The following is a 22,968-nucleotide window of genomic DNA, read 5'->3' as shown; positions in this document are numbered from 1 at the left end:
CGGCAAGGACAATGGCACGGCAAGAAGAAGCCAATGACGTTTTCGCCCTGACCTCGTTTCTCTATGGCGGCAATGCCGACTATATTGAGGAGCTCTATGCTGCATATGAAACCGATCCGAATTCGGTCAATGCAGAATGGCGCGATTTTTTCGCAAATCTCGGTGACAATCCGAAAGATGTGATTGAAAATGCCCGCGGTGCATCCTGGGAAAAAAGCAGCTGGCCTGTGACGCCGAAAGATGAGCTGACCAATGCTCTCGACGGCAACTGGGCAGATGTTGAAAAACATATGACAGACAAGCTGAAAGGCAAAGGCGGCAAAGCTGTTGCTGCTGCACCAGCTCTGTCTGAAGCAGAAATTACACAGGCAGCACGTGACAGTGTTCGCGCGATCATGATGATCCGCGCTTACCGTATGCGCGGCCACCTGCATGCCAATCTCGATCCGCTCGGTCTTTCCGAAAAGCCGAATGATCACAATGAACTGGCTCCGGAAAATTACGGTTTCACACCGGCTGATTTTGACCGCAAAATCTTCATCGACAACGTGCTCGGCCTCGAATATGCGACCGTTCGCGAAATGCTCGATATCCTGAAGCGCACCTATTGCTCGACAATCGGCTTTGAATTCATGCACATTTCTGATCCGGCTGAAAAGGCCTGGCTTCAGGAGCGCATCGAAGGCGCCAATAAGAGCATTGCTTTCACACCGGAAGGTAAGAAAGCCATCATGTCCAAACTGATCGAAGCTGAAGGCTTTGAACAGTTTATCGACGTGAAATACAAAGGCACCAAGCGCTTTGGTCTCGATGGCGGTGAATCCCTGATCCCTGCCCTTGAACAGATCGTCAAGCGCGGCGGCTCCATGGGCGTTAAAGAAATCATTTTCGGTATGGCTCACCGTGGCCGTCTGAATGTGCTTTCTCAGGTTATGGGCAAACCGCACCGCGCTATTTTCCACGAATTTAAAGGCGGCTCCTATGCGCCGGATGATGTGGAAGGTTCAGGCGACGTTAAATACCATCTGGGTGCGTCTTCGGATCGCGAATTTGACGGTAACTCCGTTCACCTGTCGCTGACTGCCAACCCTTCACATCTCGAAATCGTCAATCCGGTTGTTATGGGTAAAGCCCGCGCCAAGCAGGATCTGCTGGCCGGCCGCACCCGTGATGAAATCGTGCCATTGACTGAACGCGCTAAAGTCATGCCGCTGCTGCTGCATGGTGATGCGGCATTTGCCGGTCAGGGCGTTGTTGCAGAATGCCTTGGTCTGTCGGGCCTGCGCGGCCACCGCGTTGCCGGTACAGTTCATTTCATCATCAATAACCAGATCGGTTTCACCACCAATCCGGCCTTCTCCCGTTCTTCGCCATATCCTTCGGATGTAGCGAAAATGATTGAAGCCCCGATTTTCCACGTCAATGGTGATGATCCGGAAGCTGTTGTCTTCGCTGCAAAAGTTGCAACCGAATTCCGCCAGACCTTCCATAAGCCGGTTGTTGTGGACATGTTCTGCTACCGCCGCTTCGGTCACAACGAAGGCGACGAGCCCGCGTTCACACAGCCTTTGATGTACAAAGAAATTCGCAAGCACAAAACCACTGTACAGCTCTACAGTGAAAAGCTGATCGGCGAAGGTCTTCTGACACAGGCTGACATCGACCAGATGAAAGCTGACTGGCGCGACAAGCTGGAAACAGAATTCGAAGCCGGCCAGAACTACAAGCCGAATAAAGCCGACTGGCTTGACGGTGCATGGGCAGGCCTGCGCACAGCTGACAATGCCGATGAACAGCGTCGCGGTAAAACCGGCGTACCGGCGAAGACCCTCAAGGAAATCGGTAAGAAACTTTCCGAAACCCCTGAAGGCTTCAACGTACACCGCACCATTCAGCGCTTCCTCGACAATCGCTCGAAGATGATCGACAGCGGTGAAGGCATTGACTGGGCAACAGCTGAATCGCTGGCATTCGGTTCGCTGTCTCTCGAAGGCCACCCGATCCGTTTCTCCGGTCAGGACGTGGAACGCGGTACATTCTCGCAGCGCCACACTGTTCTTTACGATCAGGAAAATCAGAGCCGCTATATCCCGCTGAATAATCTTCAGAAGGGTCAGGCGATCTACGAAGCCATCAACTCGATGCTTTCGGAAGAAGCTGTGCTCGGTTACGAATATGGCTACTCGCTGACAGATCCGCGCGCACTCGTGCTGTGGGAAGCCCAGTTCGGTGACTTCGCCAACGGTGCTCAGGTTGTTTTCGACCAGTTCATCTCTTCTGGTGAGCGCAAATGGCTGCGTATGTCCGGTCTCGTCTGCCTTCTGCCGCACGGCTATGAAGGTCAGGGTCCTGAACATTCGTCAGCACGTCTGGAACGTTATCTGCAGCTTTGCGCGGAAGATAATATGCAGGTTGCCAATGTTACGACACCGGCAAACTACTTCCACATTCTGCGTCGTCAGATGAAACGCGACTTCCGCAAGCCGCTGATCATGATGACACCGAAATCTCTGCTGCGTCACAAGCGTGCGATTTCTTCCTTGAGCGAACTGTCCGGAGACAGCACGTTCCACCGTCTGCTGTGGGATGATGCGCAATATCTCAAGGATCAGCCGATCAAGCTGCAGAAAGATGCCAAGATCCGTCGCGTGGTTCTCTGCTCCGGTAAAGTCTATTACGATCTTTACGAAGAGCGTGAAAAACGCGGTATCGACGATATCTACCTGCTGCGCGTTGAACAGCTTTATCCGTTCCCGGCAAAAGCCCTCATCAACGAACTGTCCCGCTTCCGCGGTGCAGAAATCGTCTGGTGTCAGGAAGAGCCGAAGAATATGGGCGCATGGTCGTTCATTGAGCCTTATCTGGAATGGGTTCTGGCGCATATTGATGCGAAATATCCGCGTGCCCGCTATGCAGGCCGTCCGGCTGCCGCATCGCCTGCAACAGGTCTGATGTCCAAGCATCTTGAACAGCTCGCAGCCTTCCTTGAAGATGCGCTCGGTTCTTAAAATTTAAATTTCTGACCCGCTGATTTATCCTCAGCGGGTCGCCTATCATTCAGATTAAAGATCCAGGGAAGATAAAACCATGGCAACCGAAATCCGCGTTCCCACCCTCGGGGAATCCGTCACAGAGGCAACTATCGGCAAATGGCTCAAAAAAGTCGGCGACGCTATCGTTGCTGATGAACCATTGGTTGAACTGGAAACCGACAAGGTTTCTATTGAAGTTCCTGCGCCTGTTTCCGGCGTTCTGACAGAAATCACCGCTCAGGAAGGTGACAATGTTGGTCTCGATGCCCTGCTCGGCCAGATTGATGCATCGGGCGCAGCTGCTGCTCCTCAAGCCAAACCTGCTGCTCCGGCACCAGCCGCTGCACCTGTAGCCGCTGCTGCTCCTGCTGCAACCGCTTCTTCTTCCATGCCTGCGGCACCGGCAGCTGCCAAGCTGATGGCTGAAGCCGGCCTGAACAGTGATCAGGTTGACGGTTCCGGCAAACGTGGTCAGGTTCTCAAAGGCGATGTTCTTGCAGCGCTTGCAAAAGGCACTGCACCTGCAGCAGCCGCAGCTCCAGTTGCTGCACGTCCTGCGTCCCCTGCCGGTGATGCACCACGCGAAGAACGCGTGAAAATGACCCGTCTGCGTCAGACCATTGCGCGTCGTCTGAAAGATGCTCAGAACACCGCAGCCATGCTCACCACTTATAACGAAGTGGATATGAGCGCAGTTATGGATCTGCGTTCACGCTACAAAGATATCTTCGAGAAGAAGCACGGCGTTAAGCTCGGCTTCATGGGTTTCTTCACCAAAGCTGTGACCCATGCTCTGAAAGAAATCCCTGCTGTTAATGCCGAAATCGACGGTACAGACATCATCTACAAGAACTTTGCTCACGTCGGCGTTGCAGTCGGTACAGACAAGGGTCTCGTGGTTCCTGTTGTTCGCGATGCCGACCAGATGTCGATTGCTGAAATCGAAAAAGAAATCGGTCGTCTCGGCCGTGCAGCCCGTGACGGTCAGCTTTCCATGGCTGATATGCAGGGCGGCACATTCACCATCTCCAATGGTGGTGTATATGGTTCCCTGATGTCTTCCCCGATCCTGAACGCACCGCAGTCCGGTATTCTCGGCATGCACAAAATTCAGGAACGTCCGGTTGTTGTCGGCGGTCAGATCGTTATCCGTCCGATGATGTATCTGGCTCTGTCCTACGATCACCGTATCGTAGACGGCAAAGAAGCTGTGACCTTCCTCGTTCGCGTTAAGGACAGCCTGGAAGATCCGGAACGTCTGGTTCTCGATCTGTAATAAACTGACTAAGAGCGCTGTCTCACGACAGCGCTCTTTTCAACTGCATCTTTTCTGAGCCCTGCGGCTCTTTCTTTTTCTGATCTCACGGAGCCTCTCATGCAGTATGTGATCGAATTCACCGGTCTGATGGCGGTATTCGTGATCCTGCTCGTTGCACCCGGTGCGGATTTCGCGCTGATTGTGCGTCAGAGCATTGTGCATGGCCGCCGTGCAGCCTTCATCACCAGTCTTGGCATCGGCGCATCGCTGATGTTCCACATCTCCTATACGATCCTCGGTATCGGCCTGATCGTATCCCAGTCTCTGTTTCTGTTTTCGCTGATTAAATGGGCGGGTGCTGCCTATTTGTTTTATCTCGGCATCAAGGCGCTGCGGGAAAAACCGCTCAATGCAGCCGATGCAGATAAAATTCTTCAGACAGACGGCGAAGCTGCTCAACCACAACAAAAGGCAATTTCGGCCAAGCGCTGCTTTACTATGGGTTTCATCACCAATGCGCTGAACCCGAAAGCCGTGTTGTTTTTCCTCTCCTTGTTCTCATCCCTTGTCAGCCATGAAACACCGGCTGCAATTCAGGGTATTTACGGGATTCTGATCGCAATCGTCGTCATCGGCTGGTTTGCAATTGTGACTTTGTTCTTTACGCTGGAACCCGTGCGTAAACGCTTTTTCGCTCTGGGTGCATGGTTTAATCGCGTGACCGGTATGGTATTTATCGGATTAGGAATTAAGCTGGCCAGTCAGCAAGCCCATTAGAACTACGGATCGTGCTTCAGGCCGATGCTGTAAATCAGAATTGACAAGCCCGGTGAGGGAACAATGCCTATCAAATCAGCCATTTTCAAAAAGACTATTGCCTGTCTCGCAAGCTGTACGATTCTGCTGACCGCCACAGCCGTTGCCTCAGCCGCCTGTATGCAGAACCGCGCCGCCTATTCCGACAAAGACCAGAATTACACACTGACTTTCAGCCCTGTTCAAAAAGATGATGAGCAGTCAGGCAACAGTTTCACCATCATTGCCAATGACAAACCTGAATTCAAATTACAGGGCACTGTGCAATGGACAGACGGTGCAGCCCGCCCGACAGCCATGATCACCTATAATTGTGCGGGTGACGATAATGCTGAAGATGAAATTGATGACTGCACAATCTGGCAGGGCGTAGTATATGCGCTTAAAGATGGTGCAGATGCAGAGTTTCTGCCCCGCAATGATGAACCGGCTGCCGCAGCAATCCTCCTGCCGGATTTTGTCAGTATGCTGGACAGTTATGATTTTGGAACGGCCAAACCGGCCGAGCCGCTGAACTGGGAAGTGTTTCGCTTTAAAGCCTGCACACCCGAAGAATAAAAGATCGACCCTTGTCTTCATGCAGAAATCCCCTGCCTGAACGGACTTAAAAAGAGTTAAAAGGATTAAGCAATGTCTTATGATGTCGTTGTTATCGGTACCGGCCCTGGCGGTTATGTTGCAGCTATCAAAGCTGCCCAGCTCGGCCTGAAAGTTGCCGTTGTTGAAAAACGCAGCACTTTCGGCGGCACCTGCCTCAATGTCGGCTGTATCCCTTCAAAGGCATTGCTGCACGCTTCTGAAGTTTTTGCTGAAGCCGGTCATTCTTTCGACGCGCTCGGCGTTGAAGTGAGCGCGCCAAAACTGAACCTCGAAAAAATGCTGGCGCACAAAGTAACAACTGTTAAAGCCAACACCAGCGGCGTTGAATTCCTGTTCAAGAAGAACAAGATCGAAGCTTTCACCGGTTTTGGTAAAGTTGTTGCTGCAGGCAAAGTTTCTGTGACTGCTGAAGACGGTTCTGTCAAAGAACTCGAAACCAAAAACATCATCATCGCCACCGGTTCTGATGTTGCCGGTATTCCGGGCGTTAATGTTGATATTGACGAAAAAGTCATTGTTTCTTCAACCGGCGCGCTGGAATTCACCAAAGTGCCTGAAACTCTGGTTGTTGTCGGCGGCGGCGTGATCGGTCTGGAACTCGGTTCCGTATGGTCGCGTCTGGGTGCCAAAGTGACTGTTGTTGAATATCTTGACAAGATTCTCGGCGGCATGGATGGTGAAGTTTCCAAGCAGTTCCAGCGCATGCTGGCCAAACAGGGCATTGATTTCAAACTCAGCGCCAAAGTGACTGCAGTTGAAAAATCCGGCAATGGTGCCAAGGTGACTTTCGAGCCTGTTAAAGGCGGCGATGCAGTGACCCTTGAAGCTGAAGCCGTTCTGATCTCGACCGGCCGTCGTCCTTACACAGATGGTCTGGGTCTGGCCGAAGCCGGTGTTGCTGTTGATGAACGCGGCCGCGTTGCGATCAACGATCATTGGCAGACCAATGTTGCCGGCATTTATGCGATCGGCGACGTGGTTAAAGGCCCGATGCTGGCGCACAAAGCCGAAGATGAAGGTGTTGCAGTTGCAGAAATCATCGCCGGTCAGAAAGGCCACGTCAATTTTGATGTGATCCCGAGCGTTGTTTACACCCAGCCGGAAGTTGCTTCTGTCGGCAAAACCGAAGAAGAACTGAAAGCTGCCGGTATTGAATATAAAGTCGGCAAATTCCCGTTCACAGCCAATGGCCGTGCTCGTGCTATGCAGCACACAGACGGTTTTGTGAAAATTCTGGCTGACAAAGCTACAGACAAAGTTCTCGGTGCGCATATCCTCGGCTACAATGCCGGTGAAATGATCCACGAACTGACCGTTCTGATGGAATTTGGCGGTTCTTCTGAAGATCTGGCCCGTACCTGCCACGCACATCCGACCATGTCGGAAGCTGTTCGTGAATCGGCAATGGCCACTTATGACAAGCCAATTCATATGTAATTGGTTTGATATAATCTGCGGATTATTCAGAATGCGAGGCCCGGTTTTTACCGGGCCTTTTCTTTTTCATGTCGAATTTGGTTAGGCTTTATTGAGATTATCAGGGCACAATGCACTAAATAAAGCCTAACCAAATGAAAGCACTGCTGCCTCTATGCCAACCCTCACCCGCCTGATTATCATTCTGGCTCTGATTTCTGCCTGTATTTACGGGCTGATGCTGGTGCTCGTGAAAACGGTCAGTCCGGTGACATCAGAGATTGTTGTGCGCGTACCGGCACATAAAATGGTGCAGCAACCGCGCGATACAGCACCTGTCAGCCCTGCCCCTGTGCCATCGCCCTATACAGAGGGTGAACCGGAGGCTGAAGATGCAGAATAATCTCTCATCAGATGCTGCAATCGACTCGTTTCTGGAAATGATGAGTGCGGAACGGGGTGCCGCCGAGAATACGCTGGAATCCTATCGCCGCGATCTGGAAACCGCTGCGGAATTTATGGCAGGCCGCAAAACCGGACTGGTTTCAGCCAATTCCGTCGATATTAAAGCCTGCCTTGATGAGATGAATATTCAGGGCTTCGCTTCCACTTCACAGGCACGCCGCCTCTCCTCTTTGCGGCAATTTTTCCGCTTTCTCTATACTGAAGGTATGCGCAGCGACGATCCGACGGGCATTATCGATGCGCCGAAGAAAAATCAGGCACTGCCTAAAATCATGAGCGAAGATACAGTTTCAAAGCTGCTGGCGCAGGCTGAAACAGAAGCGCAGCCTCAGGAAGATATGAGCGGCTACTTCAACGCCGTGCGTCTGCATGCGTTGCTGGAACTGCTCTATGCCACCGGTATGCGTGTCAGCGAGCTTGTCGGCCTGCCGGAGAAAACTATCCGCAGCAATCAGCGTTTTCTGCTGGTGCGCGGTAAAGGTGCCAAAGAACGTATGGTGCCGCTCTCGGTCAAAGCGCAGAATGTCCTGCAGCTTTATGTGGGTCTGCGTGACAGAGTACCGGAATGGCAGGACAGTCCCTGGCTGTTTCCTGCCCGCTCGGAAAGCGGTTATCTGGCACGGCAGGTCTTTGCCCGTGATCTGAAAGCACTGGCAGCGCGTGCCGGTATTGCAGCCGCTGCGGTTTCTCCCCATGTGCTGCGTCACGCCTTTGCCAGCCATCTTTTGCAAAATGGTGCAGATTTACGTGCAGTTCAGCAATTATTAGGTCATTCGGACATTTCTACGACACAAATTTATACCCATGTGCTGGAAGAAAGACTGCATCAGCTCGTTGCAACGCATCATCCGCTTGCCGATTGACGCTATGAAGTTTAAGAGAAACATATTCGGCAGATAGATTTTTCTGTCAGACAATCTATATAGGACAGATGAAACCCTCTCTCAGACCTTAATGTCTGATGGTTTTAGTCTCCGGAGCGTAATAGTCAGGTCATATGTATAATTACCTTGATTTCGAAAAACCCGTCGCAGATCTCGATGGTCAGATCCTCGAACTGAAAAAGCTGGCGCAGGAAAGCGGCAGTGTCGAGATGAGTGATGAGATACGGCGCCTTGAAAAGCGCTCTAGCGACGCGCTGAAAGATATTTACCGCAAACTCACCCCTTGGCAGAAAGTGCAGATCGCCCGTCATCCGGACCGTCCGCATTGTCTGGATTATGTGAACCGCCTGTTTACAGAATTCACGCCGCTGGCCGGTGACCGTAACTTTGCCGAAGATCAGGCCATTCAGGCCGGTTTTGCGCGTTTTAATGGTCAGGCTGTTGCGGTGCTCGGTCAGGAAAAAGGCAATGACACCAAGACCCGCCTGAAACATAATTTCGGTTCCCCGCGTCCCGAAGGCTATCGTAAAGCCATCCGTATCATGGAATTGGCTGACCGTTTCAAACTGCCGGTAATCACATTCATTGATACTGCCGGTGCCTATCCGGGTGTTAGTGCGGAAGAGCGCGGTCAGGCAGAAGCCATTGCCCGCTCGCTGGAAATGAGCCTGAAACTGCGTGTACCGGTTATCACGGTTGTGATCGGTGAAGGCGGTTCCGGTGGTGCGATTGCGATTGCTGTCGCCAACCGCGTTTACATGCTCGAACATGCAATCTATTCGGTGATCTCACCGGAAGGTGCTGCTTCTATTCTGTGGCGTGATTCGACCCGTGCCAAAGATGCAGCCACCAATATGCGCATCACAGCGCAGGATCTGCTTGAGCTGAAAATCATTGATAATATTATTCCTGAGCCTCTCGGCGGCGCACATCGCGGTAAAAATGCGATTATCGATGCTGCAGGCGAAGTGATTGCAACAGCGCTGAAATCTCTTGAAGGCGTGGACGGCGAAACACTGAAACAGGAACGTCGTCAGAAATATCTGGCCATGGGTCGTAATCTCTGATTGCGATTTCAACCACTTGTTCCACATAAAGGCCGCGCAACCAGCGCGGCCTTTATGTTTTAAGAGCATTTCCGGCAAAAGTGCTAAGCCGTTTTACGTTGGACAATGTGCTTAACAAAAAGAGAGAGCATTTCCGGCAATTCAGCCGTCACAGGAACTGCTCTAAGACATATGGTCAATACGGGTCATTTGCTGTAAATATTGCCCGATGCTAAGTTAATAACACTTTATCAATCATACTGACCGATACTACGGGACAAACTGATCGCGGCTGAAAATTTGCCTTTTTGCTATTTCAGGATATTTTGTTCCAACTCTTGCCTAATATTGCCGGTGACACTCATGAAACTCAGAACTGCAATTTTTGCTTCACTGATCGCAACCGTAGCACTTGCCGGTTGTCAGGGTTCAGTCTTTGATGGTGTCGGCGCCAAAGCAGAGCGTGAGCTGCCTTCCAAAGTTCTGGCTAAAATCAAAGCCAAGGGCATGAACAAGACATCGCCGGTTATGGCGCGTATCTTCAAGGAAGAAGGCGTTCTGGAAGTCTGGAAACAGAAAACCAACGGCCGCTATGACATGGTTGCGTCCTATGAGATCTGCAAATGGTCAGGCAAGCTCGGTCCTAAATATGTAGAGGGTGACCGTCAGGCACCGGAAGGTTTCTATTCGGTTTCTGCTGCGCAGATGAACCCGAACTCCCAATATTACCTGTCGTTCAATCTCGGCTTTCCGAATGCCTATGACCGTGCCAATGGCCGTACTGGTCAGCATCTGATGGTGCATGGTGCCTGTTCTTCTGCCGGTTGCTATTCCATGACTGACGAAAGCATGTCCGAAATTTATGCTTTCGGACGCGATGCCTTTAAGGGCGGTCAACGCGATTTTCAGGTTCAGGCCTATCCGTTCCGTATGACAGCCGCCAATATGGCGCGCTATAAGAATGATCCGAATTATCAGTTCTGGACCATGCTTAAGGAAGGCTATGACCAGTTCGAAATTACAAAAGTACCGCCGAAAGTCGATGTTTGCGGCAAGCGTTACGTCTTTAATCAGAATTTCCCGGGACAGCAGGGACTTTCGGCTTCTGCCGCCTGTCCGCCAATGTCGCAGCCGGATTCAATCCAGTCTGCTTATTCCAGCTACCAGAAAACCTATGATGCAGCTTTTTCGAGCGCGCTGAATAAATCATCGAAAAAACAGCCTGCGCCTTCAATCATGGGCGTTCAGGAAGCAAAACTGGTATCTGACTGGAGTGCACGTCGCGCACGTGGTGAGAAAGTATCCCGCACGCCGCCATCTTTAAGCCCTGCCTCTTCCGAGACACCAGGCGCACCGGATACTGCAGCACCGACAGCGATCGCTCAGACACCTGTAACAGCACCTGCTGCAACCTCGGTTGCAGCTAATGTACCGGCAACCCAGCCTGTTCTGGATCAGAACGCAACCGCTTCTGTTCCTGTGCCGAACAATAATCCGGCAGCAGCAGCCGTTGTTGCCCCTCAGGTAACACCGGATATGCCGGCGGTAACAGCTGAGAAGAAATCTCTCTGGAACCGGCTGACCGGCCAATAAAATGACCGCTGAAGCTGAAGTTTTTTATGATTTTAAGGGGCTGCAATGCCCCTTACCTGTTTTGAAAACCCGTAAAAAATTACAAGACCTGTCTGCCGGTGACCGGATCAGGATTGAAACCACTGATCCGCTTTCCCCGCTTGATATTGCCCATTTCTGCCAGTCAGAAGGGCATATTCTGCTGGAACAGCAGAATGAGGGTCGGGTTTTTCATTTTCTGATACAAAAGGGCTAGAGCATTTCACAGTCAAGTTGGATCAACTTGACGCCCGTGATAATGCGACCAAATAAAGAATCTAGAGTGAGCACTATGATCCAATCTGGACGTAAACCGCTCTAAGACTTTTAGCCCTTCATGGAAAAACCGGGAATTGCCAGCGGATTATCAGTCAGCGCCTGTGCATCAGCCTGATCAATACGCGGCTTGCCTAAAAACGCATCAAACAGATCACGTATATAGGTCTCATCCAGATCTTTGGTAATCAGAACCAGACGTGTCTGATATTTGCTGTCCTGTAATTCCTGCGGCCAGCTTTTCAGGCGCACAGGCGGATGCAAAATCTGCTGCACACCATGGATAACCAGCGGTCGTTCAGCATCTTCAGCAACAGCGATAATCCCTTTCATGCGCAGTAATTTGTCGCCGTGGGTAGAGCGCAGCAAATCCAGAAACATTTCAATGGCTGCAAAAGGTACCGGCGCATCATGTTTCAGCGAGAATGAACGGATTGTCTCATCGTGATGGTGGTGATGATGATGTCCATGCTCACCGTGATGATGGCCGGAACAGCCTGTACCATGTATTTCACAAACGTGGTCGTGATGGTCATGATGGTCGTCATAACTGTTTGCTTTCAGCCAGTTCTGCACGTCCGGTGTCTTGCCTGCCGGATTGTACAGGCCGCAATCAAACAAAGCTGCATAACCGATATCGTCTGCAACATTGTCATAGATTTCGGCTGCCGGATTAAGGTTTCTGATCCGCGTCTTTAAAGCTGCAAGCTGTGCTGTATCGGCAAGATCAGATTTGGTCAGAACAATCCGGTCGGCAACTGCTACCTGTTTCACCGCCTCAATATGGGCATCCAATGTCGCCATACCATTCACAGCGTCAACTGCTGTAATCACACCATCCAGTTTCAGAACCTGCATTAAAACCGGATGCCCCATCAGCGCCTGCAATACAGGCACCGGATCAGCCAGACCGGTTGTCTCGATCACAATGCGCTGCAAGGCATTGATCTTGCCCATCTGCACCCGCTCAATCAGATCCGCCAGTGTGTCCACCAGCTCACCGCGAACGGTGCAGCACAGGCAACCATCAGCAAGCTGGATAACCCCGTCAGCCGTCTGCTCAACAAGCAGATGATCTATACTGACATCACCAAATTCATTGATGATAACCGCCGTATCCTGCAAGGCAGGATCTTTCAGCAGCCGGTTGAGCAATGTGGTTTTTCCTGCTCCCAGAAAACCTGTGAGCACAGAAACGCTGATCGGTTTGAAGGACATGTTAATTCACTGCTGTTGTCAGATTACCGCGCATAGGACGCTGTAGTGGAATCGGCACTTGTGAAATATGCAGCACGCCGCCGGCCTGCACTTCCGGTGCTTTGGCAACCAGTCCGACAGGAACCGCAACCGGTTCACGGGTCATCGCCGTAATATAAGGCGAATTGATTTTCAAACGGCCTTCCACATCACGACCGTCCCAGCGGTCAGACATAGCCTGCTGGCTGCAAATCTGCGCTCGCAAATCTGTGGCCTGATTATTATTGCTGCCATAAGGCACAAGGCTGGCAAGCGTTGCACCGCCGCCGCCACGGGTAGCAAAACCATTTTGCAGCAATTCCGCAGCCTGCACGGCACGGTCTTCCTGTTTGGCAGCACCCAGCACAACAGCAACAATTGTACGGCCGTTTCGGGTTGCAGAGCCGGCGAGGTTAAATCCGGAAGCGCAAATGAAGCCGGTTTTCATACCGTCAGCGCCATTAAACCGGCCGAGCAGAATATTGTAATTGGCCTGAACTTTTTTGCCCTCACCCGGATCAATCGCTTCCGTATTAAAGTAATGGGCATATTCAGGAAATTCACGACGCAGCTGCGCAGCAAGCAAGGCCATATCGCGCGCAGTCGAATAATTGTTCGGATCAGGCAGACCATGCGGATTGGTAAAGTTTGAACCGAACATGCCAATGCGTCTTGCTTCGGCATTCATCATTTTTGCAAATCCGGCTTTACTGCCGCCAACGGATTCAGCCACTGCAACGGACACGTCATTGGCGGATTTCACCATCATGATTTTCAAAGCACTGTCCAGTGTCATCACCGAACCGGCCTTATAGCCCATTTTGCTCGGCGGTTCTTTTGTCGCTGCAACAGACATACGCACCGGCGATTCTAGTGTTTTCTGACCGGAGCGCAAAGCGCGGAACACCACATAGGCTGACATCATTTTGGTCAGCGATGCCGGATACCAGCGCTTAAAAGCATCATTATGCGCCAGTACCTTACCGGTCGACACATCAACAGCCATATAAGGATTGGCTTGCGCCACTGAAACAGCCTGCGAAATTGCAAGGCATGAGACAGTCATTGCCAGAACAGATTGTTTTAAAATATTCGGGATCATGGGATGACCACCTTTCAAGGCGTAATATTCGGTATTCAGATATCCGGAACTATATCCTGCTTCACCGCAGATCAGAACCTGCATTTGTTTCGTCAGGTCTTCAAGCGGTATAAAGCGGCAAAAATCCGGTCATCAGAAAAAATGCCTGCACATTTTTCTTAAGTAAACTTTTCTACCTCAGACACCGTATAAAAGGCAAAGACCGATTGGCGAAATTTTATAAAACACACTATGTTATCTGAGAGCGTTGTGTTTTACCCACACCCGCTCATAGTGTGTATAATTTTATTGCATCATTACTGTGACGAGTGATTTCAGTTTTATGCAGTCCACATACCGCCTCGCTCATAATGCCTCGGAGGAGAGGCACACAGGTTCGGAGAACAGAAATGCCGCTTTTAGATCGCGCCGCACAATTAAAACAGGAAGTCAGCCTGTGGCGCAGACATTTACACAGCAAACCGGAATTACTCTATGACGTGCATGAAACTGCGGCATTTGTAGAACAAAAACTGCGTGAATTCGGCTGTGATGAAGTTGTGACCGGTATCGGACGCACCGGTGTTGTCGGCGTCATTAAAGGCAAAAAAGGTGCAGGTCAGGCAATCGGTCTGCGTGCGGATATGGATGCATTACCGCTGACTGAAACCGGCACACCGGAATGGGTTTCGCAAAATCCGGGCAAGGCACATTCCTGCGGCCATGACGGCCACACCTCCATGCTGCTCGGTGCTGCAAAAATTCTCTGCGAGACCCGTGATTTCTACGGCGAAGTCATCGTCATTTTCCAGCCTGCCGAAGAAGGCGGTGCCGGTGGTCTGGCTATGGTCAAAGACGGTATGATGGAGCGCTTCAATATTGTTGAAGTTTACGGCATGCATAATATGCCGGGCATTCCTGTCGGTGAACTGGCCGTTTGCAAAGGCCCGATCATGGCCGCGACTGATGAATTTACCATCACCATCAACGGCAAAGGCGGCCATGCCGCACAGCCGCATCGCAATATTGATCCGATCGTTATCGGCTCCCAACTGGTCACCGCATTACAGAGCATTGTTTCACGTGGATCAAACCCGCTGGATTCATTGGTAATCTCAGTGACCAAATTTAATGCCGGTGAAGCTTATAATATTATTCCGGAAAAAGCCGTGCTCGCGGGCACAGTACGCAGCCTCACAAAGCACAATCGTGCTTTTGCCGAACAGCGTATGCGTGCCCATTGTGAAGCCTTTGGTCTGCTCAACAATATCAAGATCGATCTTGATTTTAAAAACAACTATCCGGTGACATTCAACCATTCCGGCCAGACAGAAATCGCCGCCAATGTTGCTGACAAGGTCAGCATCAATGGCCCGATCACCCGTGAAGTTGAACCGATGATGGGTGGCGAAGATTTCTCCTATATGCTCGAAGCGCGTCCGGGTTGCTATATTTTCCTCGGCAATGGCGAGAGCGCAAACCTGCATCATCCGGCCTATGACTTTAATGATGATGCCCTGCCCTATGGCATGAGCTATTGGGTTGAGCTTGCACAATATCGTCTCAAAGACGCGCAGCTAGCGCCGGCTGAGAAAATCGCAGCCTGATCTCAGACTGCAAATTAAACAGGTTTCTGTTCAGCGAAGAGGCATAATCCCCTCTTCGCTTTTTTATTTCTCATCAGACTATTCCGGTATTTTCTGCCCTGCCTGCCCTTGGCTTACGGTCAAAAAATCAGTATGTGTGCACCATACTATCCGGTCCCGTAGCTCAGTAGGATAGAGCGACAGATTCCTAATCTGTAGGCCACTGGTTCGAATCCAGTCGGGATCACCACTTCTCTCTTCCCCTACCAACCGCTTGTATGAACGGAACAAAAACCTAAGTAAGGTTTAGTTGTTCGATAAAGCGGATTCTGGCCATGAGTGATAATCAAGAGACTGTAACAAAACCGGCACTGCATATGGCCTTTAAAACCGATATTCTGATTATTGGTGCCGGACAGGCCGGTTTATCATCTGCTTATCATCTGCAAAAACTGGGTCTGAAAGCAGGCCGCAATTTTATCATTCTCGATAAATCGCCCGATGCCGGCGGCGCATGGCAATATCGCTGGCCTTCCCTCACACTCAGCACAGTAAACCGGATTCATGACCTTCCGGGTATGTCTTTCGCAGATGTTCTGGAGCCCGAAGTATCAGAGGTCAAAGCATCCATTGCTGTTCCCCGATATTATGCGGCCTATGAAAAGAAGTTTCATTTGCCGGTTTACAGACCGGTGAGCGTCAATGTTGTTTGTGAGCGCAATGAGCGTTTTCGTATTGAAACCGATAGGGAAACTTTCACTGCCCGCGGATTAATCAATGCCACCGGCACATGGGAGACACCGGTCATACCGCATTATACCGGTGCTGAACTTTTCAAAGGACAGCAGCTTCATACCCGCGATTATCAGACAGCTGAAGCATTCATCGGTAAACATGTTGTCATTGTCGGCGGTGGTATTTCCGCTCTGCAGCTGCTTGATGAAATTTCACAGGTCACCACAACAACATGGGTAACCCGCAGCGAACCGCAATTTCGTGAAACACCATTTACAGAAGAAGATGGCCGCGCAGCTGTGGCTATTGTCGAAGATCGTGTCCGCCGCGGTTTGATACCCGGCTCTGTTGTTTCTGTAACCGGTATTCCCCTCACCCCTGCTTTGCATGCTGCCCGTGAACGTGGTGCATTAAACCGCCTGCCAATGTTCAACGAGATAACAGAAACAGGTATCCGTTGGGCAGACGGCACAGAACAACGTGCCGATGTCATCTTATGGTGTACCGGCTTCCGCAGCTCCCTCGATCATCTAGCGCCATTACAAATCCGCGAAGCCAATGGCGGTATTATCATGGGCGGCAGACTGGCTACTGAAGTTGTCAAAGATCCGCGCATTCATCTGGTTGGGTATGGACCATCGGCATCAACCATCGGAGCCAATCGCGCAGGCGCTGCAGCAGCTAAAGAACTGAGCGAATATCTTGAGCTGCATAAACAATATGCATAACGGATTTTGATTTCGTGAAACCTGTAAATCATAAAAAATGTCGTTAAGTTTTTGCTAACCACGATGATTCACGTGAAACAACTATGCTTTTACCGCCACGCCTGCCGGTAAGAATAGCGCTAAAGTGTCCGCCTCTTGACTATCCCATATGATGCGCGTTGACCTCTCTCCGAGAACTGATTATTCGTTTTGATCGGGACGCGGAACAGAGGGAGATTTTCATGCGTACACTTTTCCTGGCTTTGCTGTCGACAGCTATGGCCACAACAATGATTGCTGCACCGGCAAATGCCAAAGATGTCAGTGTTGCTGTCACAGCAATTGTTGAACATCCGGCTCTTGATGCTGCCCGCGACGGTGTAAAAGATGCACTGGCCGCAGCCGGTTTTAAAGAAGGTGAAAATCTGAAATTCACCTATCAGTCTGCTCAGGGCAATCCTGCAACAGCAGCACAGATCGCCCGTCAGTTCATCGGTGAAGCACCGGATGTAATTGTACCGATCTCCACACCATCTGCGCAGGCCGTGGTTTCCGGCACCCGTGATATTCCGGTTGTGTTTACTGCCGTGTCTGATCCGGTTGGCGCACAGCTTGTTAAAAGCATGGAAAAGCCTGGCGGCAATGTCACCGGTCTGTCCGATCTTTCACCGGTTGCTGATCACATCAAACTGATCAAAGAAGTAGCTCCGAATGTAAAGACCATCGGCTTCCTTTATAATTCCGGTGAGGCCAATTCGATTTCGCTTCTCGAAGGCCTGAAAGTTGCGGCCAAAGAAGGTGGTCTGGAAGTGGTTGAATCAGCTGCAACCAAATCGGCTGAAGTTCAGGGCGCAGCCCGCGCTTTGATCGGTAAAGCAGACCTGATTTATATCCCGACTGACAACACTATTATTTCTGCCCTTGAAGGTGCGGTCAGTGTTGCGGAAGAAGCCAAGATTCCTCTGATGACTGCCGATACAGATTCCGTCAGCCGCGGTGCTTTCATCGCTCTCGGTTTCAACTATTATGATGTTGGCAAGCAGACCGGTGAAGTTGTTGTCCGTATTCTGAAGGGCGAAAAGCCTGGTGATATTCCGGTGAAAGTTGCCGCCGGTACAGATCTGGTTGTCAATCTGGTTGCAGCAAAGAAAATGGGTATTGAAATCCCGCAGGCTGTGGTCGACCGCGCAAGCAAAGTCATCAAAGAATAATCTATATTCTAGAGCGCCGTGTGCCAGACTTGGCACACAAAACTCGCTCTAACACTTTAAAATTAGAGCATAATTTTACCTTAAACTGATTCAAGTTTAAGGAATTATGCTCTAGCCGGTAAAGTTGCTTTACCGGTTTTTCATCATCCGGATATTCGGGTTCAATTTTTAAGACCTCAATATCCGGATCATCTCCTTTGTATCTTTTAAATCCGGCACAGACCGCAAAACAAAAGATACTCAGATTTCAACAGGCAGGCTGCCCCGTATTATCAGACGGTCAAAACAGAACTGTGATTGACCCGTTTGAGAGTGCCGGCCGTCTGCACAAGCCGAAGGAACATTATTGTGAGTCTGATCGCTTTTTGGGGTGCGGTCGAATTAGGTCTGGTCTTTTCATTTGTAGCCCTCGGCGTATATCTGTCGTTTCGTGTGCTTGATTTTCCAGATCTGACTGTGGATGGTTCCTTTCCACTCGGCGCCGCTGTTACTGCTGTTTTAATTATTGCCGGTGTTAATCCGTGGCTTGCCGCGCTGATTGCCATGATGGCAGGCGCTGTTGCCGGACTTGTAACCGCAACATTGAATATCCGCTTCGGCATCCTTAATCTTCTGGCCTCCATCCTTACCATGACTGCGCTTTTCTCAGTCAATCTGCGTGTGATGGGCAAGCCGAACGTCGCTCTGATTAATCAGGATACAATGATCTCACCTTTTTATGGGTTAGGTGTTCCTGAATATTATGTGCGTCCGCTTTTTGTTGGTGTTCTTGTTATCATCGCCGCCCTGCTCATCTGGCGTTTTCTGGAGAGCAATATCGGTCTTGCCATGCGTGCAACCGGTACCAATGCGCGTATGGCACGCGCACAGGGCGTGAAAACCGATCGTCAGATTTATCTCGGCATGGCTATGTCCAATGCTCTGGTGGCTCTTGGCGGCGCATTATTTGCCCAGACAAACGGCTTTGCAGATGTCACCTCCGGTGTCGGCACAATTGTTGTCGGTCTTGCCGCAGTGATTATCGGTGAAACATTATTCCGCACGCGCTTTTTGCTTTGGGCGCTGATCGGCTGTATCATTGGTTCCATACTTTATCGTATCGCCATCCAGCTGGCGCTGAGCAGTGATTTCATCGGGCTCAAAGCGTCTGACCTTAATCTGGCAACAGCCGTACTGGTCACACTGGCACTCATTCTGCCACGCCTTCGTCGCGGAGGAGCTTCCAAATGATTGAAGTCTCAAATCTTGGTGTTGTGTTCGGTCGTGGTACACCTCTGCAGAAACAGGCACTTTCCGGCATCAATCTGAAGATTGAAGAAGGCACATTTGTTACTGTAATCGGTTCCAATGGTGCGGGTAAATCAACCCTGCTCGGTGCCCTCGCCGGTGATGTTCAGGCCTCTGAAGGAAAAATCCTGATCGGCAATAAAGATGTCACCAAACAATCGACCGCTGACCGTGCCTCCATGGTAGCACGCGTGTTTCAGGACCCGCTGACCGGCAGCTGTGGAGCATTATCGATTGAAGAGAACCTTGCCCTCGCAGCCATGCGCGGTCAAAAGCGTGGCCTGTCCCATGCGCTTAATCATAAGCGTCGTGAACTGTTCCGCGAACGCATTGCAGGGCTTAATCTCGGTCTGGAAAACCGTGTGCAGGATCGTATGGATCTGCTCTCCGGTGGTCAGCGTCAAGCACTGTCTCTCATCATGGCCACCCTGACAAAATCAGAAGTCTTGCTGCTTGATGAACATACGGCTGCGCTTGATCCGGGCATGGCAGATTTCATCATGAAACTCACAGCCAAGTTAGTCAGTGAAAACAAGCTGACGACGATGATGGTAACGCACTCCATGCAGCAGGCACTTGATTACGGGACCCGTACAATCATGCTGCATGGCGGTAATATCATCCTCGATGTTTCCGGAGATGAGCGTAAGAACCTTACCGTTAAAGACCTGATTGATATGTTCAAAAAAGTACGCGGTGAAACACTGGATGATGATGCATTGCTGATCCAATAAATAGGACTGTCATCTGAAGTTCAAAAAATGCCGCGCTCATCCCGCGGCATTTTTATTTGAAAGCTGAAACACGGATTTCACTTTAGCTGCCTTTGTTGTAAGCAGACATATGGCACAGAAAAAAGCACATGAAGTTGATGGGTTTCTCGCGCGTCCGGCTCAAACCGGAACGGTAGTCTTGCTCTATGGTCCCGACAAAGGTCTTGTTAGTGAGCGCGGCGCAAAATTCGCCAAATTGACCGGCCTGCCTCTCGATGATCCGTTTGCGGTTTTACGGATTGAAGCGGATGAAATAGACAAAGACCCTGCCCGCCTGATCGATGAAGCCAGAACAATTTCCATGTTCGGCGGAGATCGTCTGATCTGGATTAAAAATGCTTCGGCACAAAAAAATCTGGCTGAGGCCGTTAAAAACCTGATTTCAGAACCACCTCAGGACACCTATATTCTGGTTGAGGCTGGTGATCTGAAAAAAGGTGCAGCACTGCGCACCAATGTGGAAAACGGCTCCACAGCCATGGCTCTGCCCTGCTATAGCGATGATGCGCGCGGCATTGACGGTTTAATCGACGATGTGTTGCAAGCCAATCATTTGCAAATTTCCAATGATGCCCGTCAGTTTCTGCGCCTGAGCCTTGGCGGTGACCGTCTGGCCACACGCGGTGAACTTGAAAAGCTTTGCCTTTATGCGCGCGGCCAGCAGCGTATTGAACTTGAAGATGTGCGGGAATCTGTCGGCGATGTCGCCGCTCTTTCTCAGGATGAGGTGATCGACGCTGTTCTGATTGGTGATCTGCCAAAGTTCAACATTGCCTTTGACCGCGTAGTCAATACCGGCACCCACCCTTTCCTGCTCGTCAATTCAGCTATCCGCCAGTTCAGCCAATTACAGACATTGCGCTATGCTATGGAAACAGGAAATGTACCGGCAGGACTTGTTGTCAATTCTGCAAAACCACCGATTTTCTTCGCCCGTAAAAAGCTGGTTGAGACGGCTTTAGGACTTTGGAGCGTTGCAGCGCTCAACAAGGTGACAGACAGGCTTCAGCGCACAGTTCTTGAAAGCCGACAGAATGCGACCCTGTCAACAGCAATCATCAGACAGGCTTTTATTGCTCTGACAGTAGAAGCAATAAGAAATAAACAAAGACGTTGATTTCATCATAATAAAAAAGCCGGTACTCAGACCGGCTTTTCTTTTATTTTTTAGTAAATTAGCTTTGCAAGCGGCGGCAAATTTCATCCAATTGTTCAAGAGAACTATAACGGATGCGAACTTCGCCACCACGATCACGATGATTAATTTCAACTTTCATACCGGTTACATCAGAAAGCAGCTTTTCTAATGCCCGTGTATCAGCATCTTTTTCAACCGGTGCACGTTCCGGCTTAACCGCCGGAATACCCTTGCTCTCAGCCTGAGACAGAGCCTCAACCTGACGGACTGACAGACCTTCTTTGACGATGCGTTCTGCAACAGCCTGAGGATTTTCCATTGTAATCAGTGTGCGCGCATGACCGGCAGTCAAAGCACCATCATTGATCAGCCCCTGTACTTCTGTCGGCAGTTTAAGAAGACGCAGCGTATTTGCAACATGACTGCGGCTCTTACCGATAACCTGTGCCAGATCAGCTTGCGTATAATCATGCTCATCAATCAGCAACTGATAACCCATTGCTTCTTCAACAGGGTTCAGATCAGCACGCTGAACGTTTTCGATAATTGCCAGCTCAAGAGCAACGCGATCATCCACATCGCGCATAATAACCGGAATTTCGGTTAAACCGGCACGCTGTGCCGCACGCCAACGACGCTCACCGGCAATCAGCTCAAAATGCTCACGATTTTCTGGTGCCGGACGCACGACAATCGGCTGTACAATGCCATGCTCACGAATGGACTGTGCCAGATCTTCCAGCTCAGCTTCCGTAAAAATGCGACGCGGATTGCGCGGATTACGGCTTACAAATTCAATAGGCACATAACGTTCAAGCGGAACCGGTGCCTTGCGTTCTTCCACAGGCCGGTCGATATCCCCAATCAGAGCTGCCAGACCGCGACCAAGACGCTTTTTTGAAGGATCATCGTTCATCAGTTGAATGCTTTCTGCAAATTGTTACGTAGTCGAATCGAATAGTCAGTTTCATGCTGCGGTACGAAGCTGGCGTTCCCGCTGGATCACTTCGGATGCCAGCTGAAGATAGGCCTGACTTCCTGCGCATTTCAGATCATAAAGAATGGCCGGTTTACCATGAGACGGTGCTTCCGATACCCGCACGTTGCGCGGAATAACAGTCCGGTAAACCTTCTCGCCCATAAAGGCGCGCACATCATCAACAACCTGATTGGCCAGATTGTTTCGGCTGTCATACATGGTCAGCACAACGCCCTGAATCGACAATTCAGGATTAAGCGAATTGCGCACCTGATTGACAGTTTCGAGCAGCTGGCTGAGACCCTCCAGAGCAAAAAACTCACACTGCAACGGCACCAGAACAGAGTCTGCGGCAGCCATTGCATTCAATGTCAGAAGATTGAGTGACGGCGGGCAATCAATCAGAATATAGCTGAAATGATCGGCAATACCTGAATCAAAGCGCAGCGCATCACGCAAACGTCTGGTTCTGTCCGGCGCATGGGAAATTTCCATTTCAATACCGAGCAAATCCAGCGTCGATGCAACCAGATAAAGATTTGGTACATCAGTCGCAATTGCTGCATCCGGCACAGAAGCATTCTGCGTCAGCACATCATAAGATGACAATGGACGATTTTTACGGTCAACTCCAAGTCCGGTACTGGCATTGCCCTGCGGATCGAGATCAACAATCAATACATTTTCACCGATTGCAGCCAAAGCAGTCGCCAGATTAATAGCAGTTGTGGTTTTTCCCACGCCGCCTTTCTGGTTCGCGATCGTTATAATCCGTGTTCTGTTATTCATAATAATTGTCCCGAATAACTTCCGTTTTCAATGCTCATTCAA

The 22,968-nt window shown here is 50.5% G+C and carries 20 protein-coding genes and 1 tRNA gene; 17 read left to right on the top strand and 4 right to left on the bottom strand.

Translation table 11 applies throughout. The features are described from left to right. Positions 1-11: 11 nt before the first annotated feature. The 10 genes from F7P81_RS05990 to F7P81_RS05945 all read left to right on the top strand — a co-directional run bounded on the left by F7P81_RS05990 (position 12) and on the right by F7P81_RS05945 (position 11,345). Positions 12-3,008 (top strand): 2-oxoglutarate dehydrogenase E1 component, encoded by a 2,997-nt coding sequence (locus F7P81_RS05990; protein WP_151158859.1) that lies wholly within the window; start codon positions 12-14, stop codon positions 3,006-3,008. Positions 3,009-3,087: 79 nt separating this feature from the next. Beyond that, on the top strand, positions 3,088-4,308 hold the full coding sequence (gene odhB, locus F7P81_RS05985) for a 2-oxoglutarate dehydrogenase complex dihydrolipoyllysine-residue succinyltransferase (RefSeq protein ID WP_151158858.1): 1,221 nt from the start codon (positions 3,088-3,090) through the stop codon (positions 4,306-4,308). A gap of 99 nt (positions 4,309-4,407) precedes the next feature. Then, entirely contained in the window at positions 4,408-5,067 is a 660-nt protein-coding gene (locus tag F7P81_RS05980; protein WP_022712273.1) for a LysE family translocator, read from the top strand. A gap of 63 nt (positions 5,068-5,130) precedes the next feature. Further along, a complete protein-coding gene (locus F7P81_RS05975; protein ID WP_151158857.1) occupies positions 5,131-5,664 on the top strand; it encodes a hypothetical protein in 534 nt (177 codons plus the stop codon). 72 nt (positions 5,665-5,736) lie between these two features. Further along, positions 5,737-7,143 (top strand): dihydrolipoyl dehydrogenase, encoded by a 1,407-nt coding sequence (gene lpdA, locus F7P81_RS05970; RefSeq protein ID WP_151158856.1) that lies wholly within the window; start codon positions 5,737-5,739, stop codon positions 7,141-7,143. Positions 7,144-7,297: 154 nt separating this feature from the next. Next, complete coding sequence (locus F7P81_RS05965) at positions 7,298-7,525, top strand: hypothetical protein (RefSeq protein WP_116088620.1); 228 nt, start codon at positions 7,298-7,300, stop codon at positions 7,523-7,525. Then, complete coding sequence (gene xerD / locus F7P81_RS05960; protein WP_151158855.1) at positions 7,515-8,450, top strand: site-specific tyrosine recombinase XerD; 936 nt, start codon at positions 7,515-7,517, stop codon at positions 8,448-8,450. The genes F7P81_RS05965 and xerD overlap by 11 nt, the downstream gene beginning before the upstream one ends. Before the next feature lie 134 nt (positions 8,451-8,584). Beyond that, positions 8,585-9,538, top strand: coding sequence for an acetyl-CoA carboxylase carboxyltransferase subunit alpha (locus F7P81_RS05955; RefSeq protein ID WP_075653906.1), 954 nt, complete (start codon positions 8,585-8,587; stop codon positions 9,536-9,538). Between the two features lie 342 nt (positions 9,539-9,880). Continuing rightward, positions 9,881-11,110 (top strand): L,D-transpeptidase family protein, encoded by a 1,230-nt coding sequence (locus F7P81_RS05950; protein ID WP_151158854.1) that lies wholly within the window; start codon positions 9,881-9,883, stop codon positions 11,108-11,110. A 1-nt stretch (position 11,111) separates the two neighbouring features. Beyond that, on the top strand, positions 11,112-11,345 hold the full coding sequence (locus F7P81_RS05945) for a sulfurtransferase TusA family protein (RefSeq protein ID WP_022709333.1): 234 nt from the start codon (positions 11,112-11,114) through the stop codon (positions 11,343-11,345). Positions 11,346-11,455: 110 nt separating this feature from the next. On the opposite strand, the gene F7P81_RS05940 is transcribed toward F7P81_RS05945, so the two are convergent. Continuing rightward, positions 11,456-12,622, bottom strand: a complete 1,167-nt coding sequence (locus F7P81_RS05940) for a CobW family GTP-binding protein (RefSeq protein WP_151158853.1) — start codon at positions 12,620-12,622, stop codon at positions 11,456-11,458. 1 nt (position 12,623) lies between these two features. Continuing rightward, on the bottom strand, positions 12,624-13,706 hold the full coding sequence (locus tag F7P81_RS05935; protein ID WP_151158998.1) for a D-alanyl-D-alanine carboxypeptidase family protein: 1,083 nt from the start codon (positions 13,704-13,706) through the stop codon (positions 12,624-12,626). Positions 13,707-14,131: 425 nt separating this feature from the next. Between F7P81_RS05935 and F7P81_RS05930 the strand changes: the two genes are divergently transcribed. The 7 genes from F7P81_RS05930 (at position 14,132) to holA (ending at position 21,137) form a co-directional block, all read left to right on the top strand. Then, positions 14,132-15,328: a M20 aminoacylase family protein gene (locus F7P81_RS05930; protein ID WP_151158852.1), complete on the top strand. Its 1,197-nt coding sequence runs from the start codon at positions 14,132-14,134 to the stop codon at positions 15,326-15,328. Between the two features lie 152 nt (positions 15,329-15,480). Then, positions 15,481-15,557 (top strand) — tRNA-Arg (locus F7P81_RS05925). An 85-nt stretch (positions 15,558-15,642) separates the two neighbouring features. Further along, positions 15,643-16,770 (top strand): NAD(P)-binding domain-containing protein, encoded by a 1,128-nt coding sequence (locus tag F7P81_RS05920; RefSeq protein WP_183956627.1) that lies wholly within the window; start codon positions 15,643-15,645, stop codon positions 16,768-16,770. A gap of 221 nt (positions 16,771-16,991) precedes the next feature. Continuing rightward, positions 16,992-17,960 (top strand): ABC transporter substrate-binding protein, encoded by a 969-nt coding sequence (locus F7P81_RS05915; RefSeq protein ID WP_075653910.1) that lies wholly within the window; start codon positions 16,992-16,994, stop codon positions 17,958-17,960. A gap of 348 nt (positions 17,961-18,308) precedes the next feature. Beyond that, positions 18,309-19,190 carry an ABC transporter permease gene (locus F7P81_RS05910; RefSeq protein WP_022709105.1) on the top strand — a complete coding sequence of 294 codons (882 nt, stop codon included), beginning with the start codon at positions 18,309-18,311 and terminating at the stop codon, positions 19,188-19,190. After that, entirely contained in the window at positions 19,187-19,981 is a 795-nt protein-coding gene (locus F7P81_RS05905) for an ABC transporter ATP-binding protein (RefSeq protein WP_022709106.1), read from the top strand. The genes F7P81_RS05910 and F7P81_RS05905 overlap by 4 nt, the downstream gene beginning before the upstream one ends. 109 nt (positions 19,982-20,090) lie before the next feature. Further along, the gene (gene holA, locus F7P81_RS05900; protein WP_022709107.1) at positions 20,091-21,137 is read left to right on the top strand and encodes a DNA polymerase III subunit delta; all 1,047 of its coding nucleotides are present in this window, start codon (positions 20,091-20,093) and stop codon (positions 21,135-21,137) included. 58 nt (positions 21,138-21,195) lie between these two features. On the opposite strand, the gene F7P81_RS05895 is transcribed toward holA, so the two are convergent. Then, positions 21,196-22,074 carry a ParB/RepB/Spo0J family partition protein gene (locus F7P81_RS05895; RefSeq protein WP_075653913.1) on the bottom strand — a complete coding sequence of 293 codons (879 nt, stop codon included), beginning with the start codon at positions 22,072-22,074 and terminating at the stop codon, positions 21,196-21,198. A 51-nt stretch (positions 22,075-22,125) separates the two neighbouring features. Further along, a complete protein-coding gene (locus tag F7P81_RS05890; protein WP_022709109.1) occupies positions 22,126-22,926 on the bottom strand; it encodes a ParA family protein in 801 nt (266 codons plus the stop codon). Positions 22,927-22,968: the final 42 nt, after the last annotated feature.

The sequence above is a fragment of the Pseudochrobactrum saccharolyticum genome, from assembly GCF_008801715.1.
GTDB lineage: Bacteria > Pseudomonadota > Alphaproteobacteria > Rhizobiales > Rhizobiaceae > Pseudochrobactrum > Pseudochrobactrum saccharolyticum.
This window is presented reverse-complemented; position numbering and strand designations above follow the sequence as displayed.

Bases quoted from the DNA above. Each gene is read 5' to 3' on its own strand.
- F7P81_RS05950 (WP_151158854.1), top strand. From the start codon at position 9,881: ATGAAACTCAGAACTGCAATTTTTGCTTCACTGATCGCAACCGTAGCA.
- lpdA (WP_151158856.1), top strand. From the start codon at position 5,737: ATGTCTTATGATGTCGTTGTTATCGGTACCGGCCCTGGCGGTTATGTT.
- odhB (WP_151158858.1), top strand. From the start codon at position 3,088: ATGGCAACCGAAATCCGCGTTCCCACCCTCGGGGAATCCGTCACAGAG.
- F7P81_RS05965 (WP_116088620.1), top strand. From the start codon at position 7,298: ATGCCAACCCTCACCCGCCTGATTATCATTCTGGCTCTGATTTCTGCC.
- holA (WP_022709107.1), top strand. From the start codon at position 20,091: ATGGCACAGAAAAAAGCACATGAAGTTGATGGGTTTCTCGCGCGTCCG.
- F7P81_RS05915 (WP_075653910.1), top strand. From the start codon at position 16,992: ATGCGTACACTTTTCCTGGCTTTGCTGTCGACAGCTATGGCCACAACA.
- F7P81_RS05935 (WP_151158998.1), bottom strand. From the start codon at position 13,706: ATGACTGTCTCATGCCTTGCAATTTCGCAGGCTGTTTCAGTGGCGCAA.
- F7P81_RS05890 (WP_022709109.1), bottom strand. From the start codon at position 22,926: ATGAATAACAGAACACGGATTATAACGATCGCGAACCAGAAAGGCGGC.
- F7P81_RS05940 (WP_151158853.1), bottom strand. From the start codon at position 12,622: ATGTCCTTCAAACCGATCAGCGTTTCTGTGCTCACAGGTTTTCTGGGA.
- F7P81_RS05980 (WP_022712273.1), top strand. From the start codon at position 4,408: ATGCAGTATGTGATCGAATTCACCGGTCTGATGGCGGTATTCGTGATC.
- F7P81_RS05895 (WP_075653913.1), bottom strand. From the start codon at position 22,074: ATGAACGATGATCCTTCAAAAAAGCGTCTTGGTCGCGGTCTGGCAGCT.
- F7P81_RS05945 (WP_022709333.1), top strand. From the start codon at position 11,112: ATGACCGCTGAAGCTGAAGTTTTTTATGATTTTAAGGGGCTGCAATGC.
- F7P81_RS05990 (WP_151158859.1), top strand. From the start codon at position 12: ATGGCACGGCAAGAAGAAGCCAATGACGTTTTCGCCCTGACCTCGTTT.
- F7P81_RS05955 (WP_075653906.1), top strand. From the start codon at position 8,585: ATGTATAATTACCTTGATTTCGAAAAACCCGTCGCAGATCTCGATGGT.
- xerD (WP_151158855.1), top strand. From the start codon at position 7,515: ATGCAGAATAATCTCTCATCAGATGCTGCAATCGACTCGTTTCTGGAA.
- F7P81_RS05920 (WP_183956627.1), top strand. From the start codon at position 15,643: ATGAGTGATAATCAAGAGACTGTAACAAAACCGGCACTGCATATGGCC.
- F7P81_RS05905 (WP_022709106.1), top strand. From the start codon at position 19,187: ATGATTGAAGTCTCAAATCTTGGTGTTGTGTTCGGTCGTGGTACACCT.
- F7P81_RS05975 (WP_151158857.1), top strand. From the start codon at position 5,131: ATGCCTATCAAATCAGCCATTTTCAAAAAGACTATTGCCTGTCTCGCA.
- F7P81_RS05930 (WP_151158852.1), top strand. From the start codon at position 14,132: ATGCCGCTTTTAGATCGCGCCGCACAATTAAAACAGGAAGTCAGCCTG.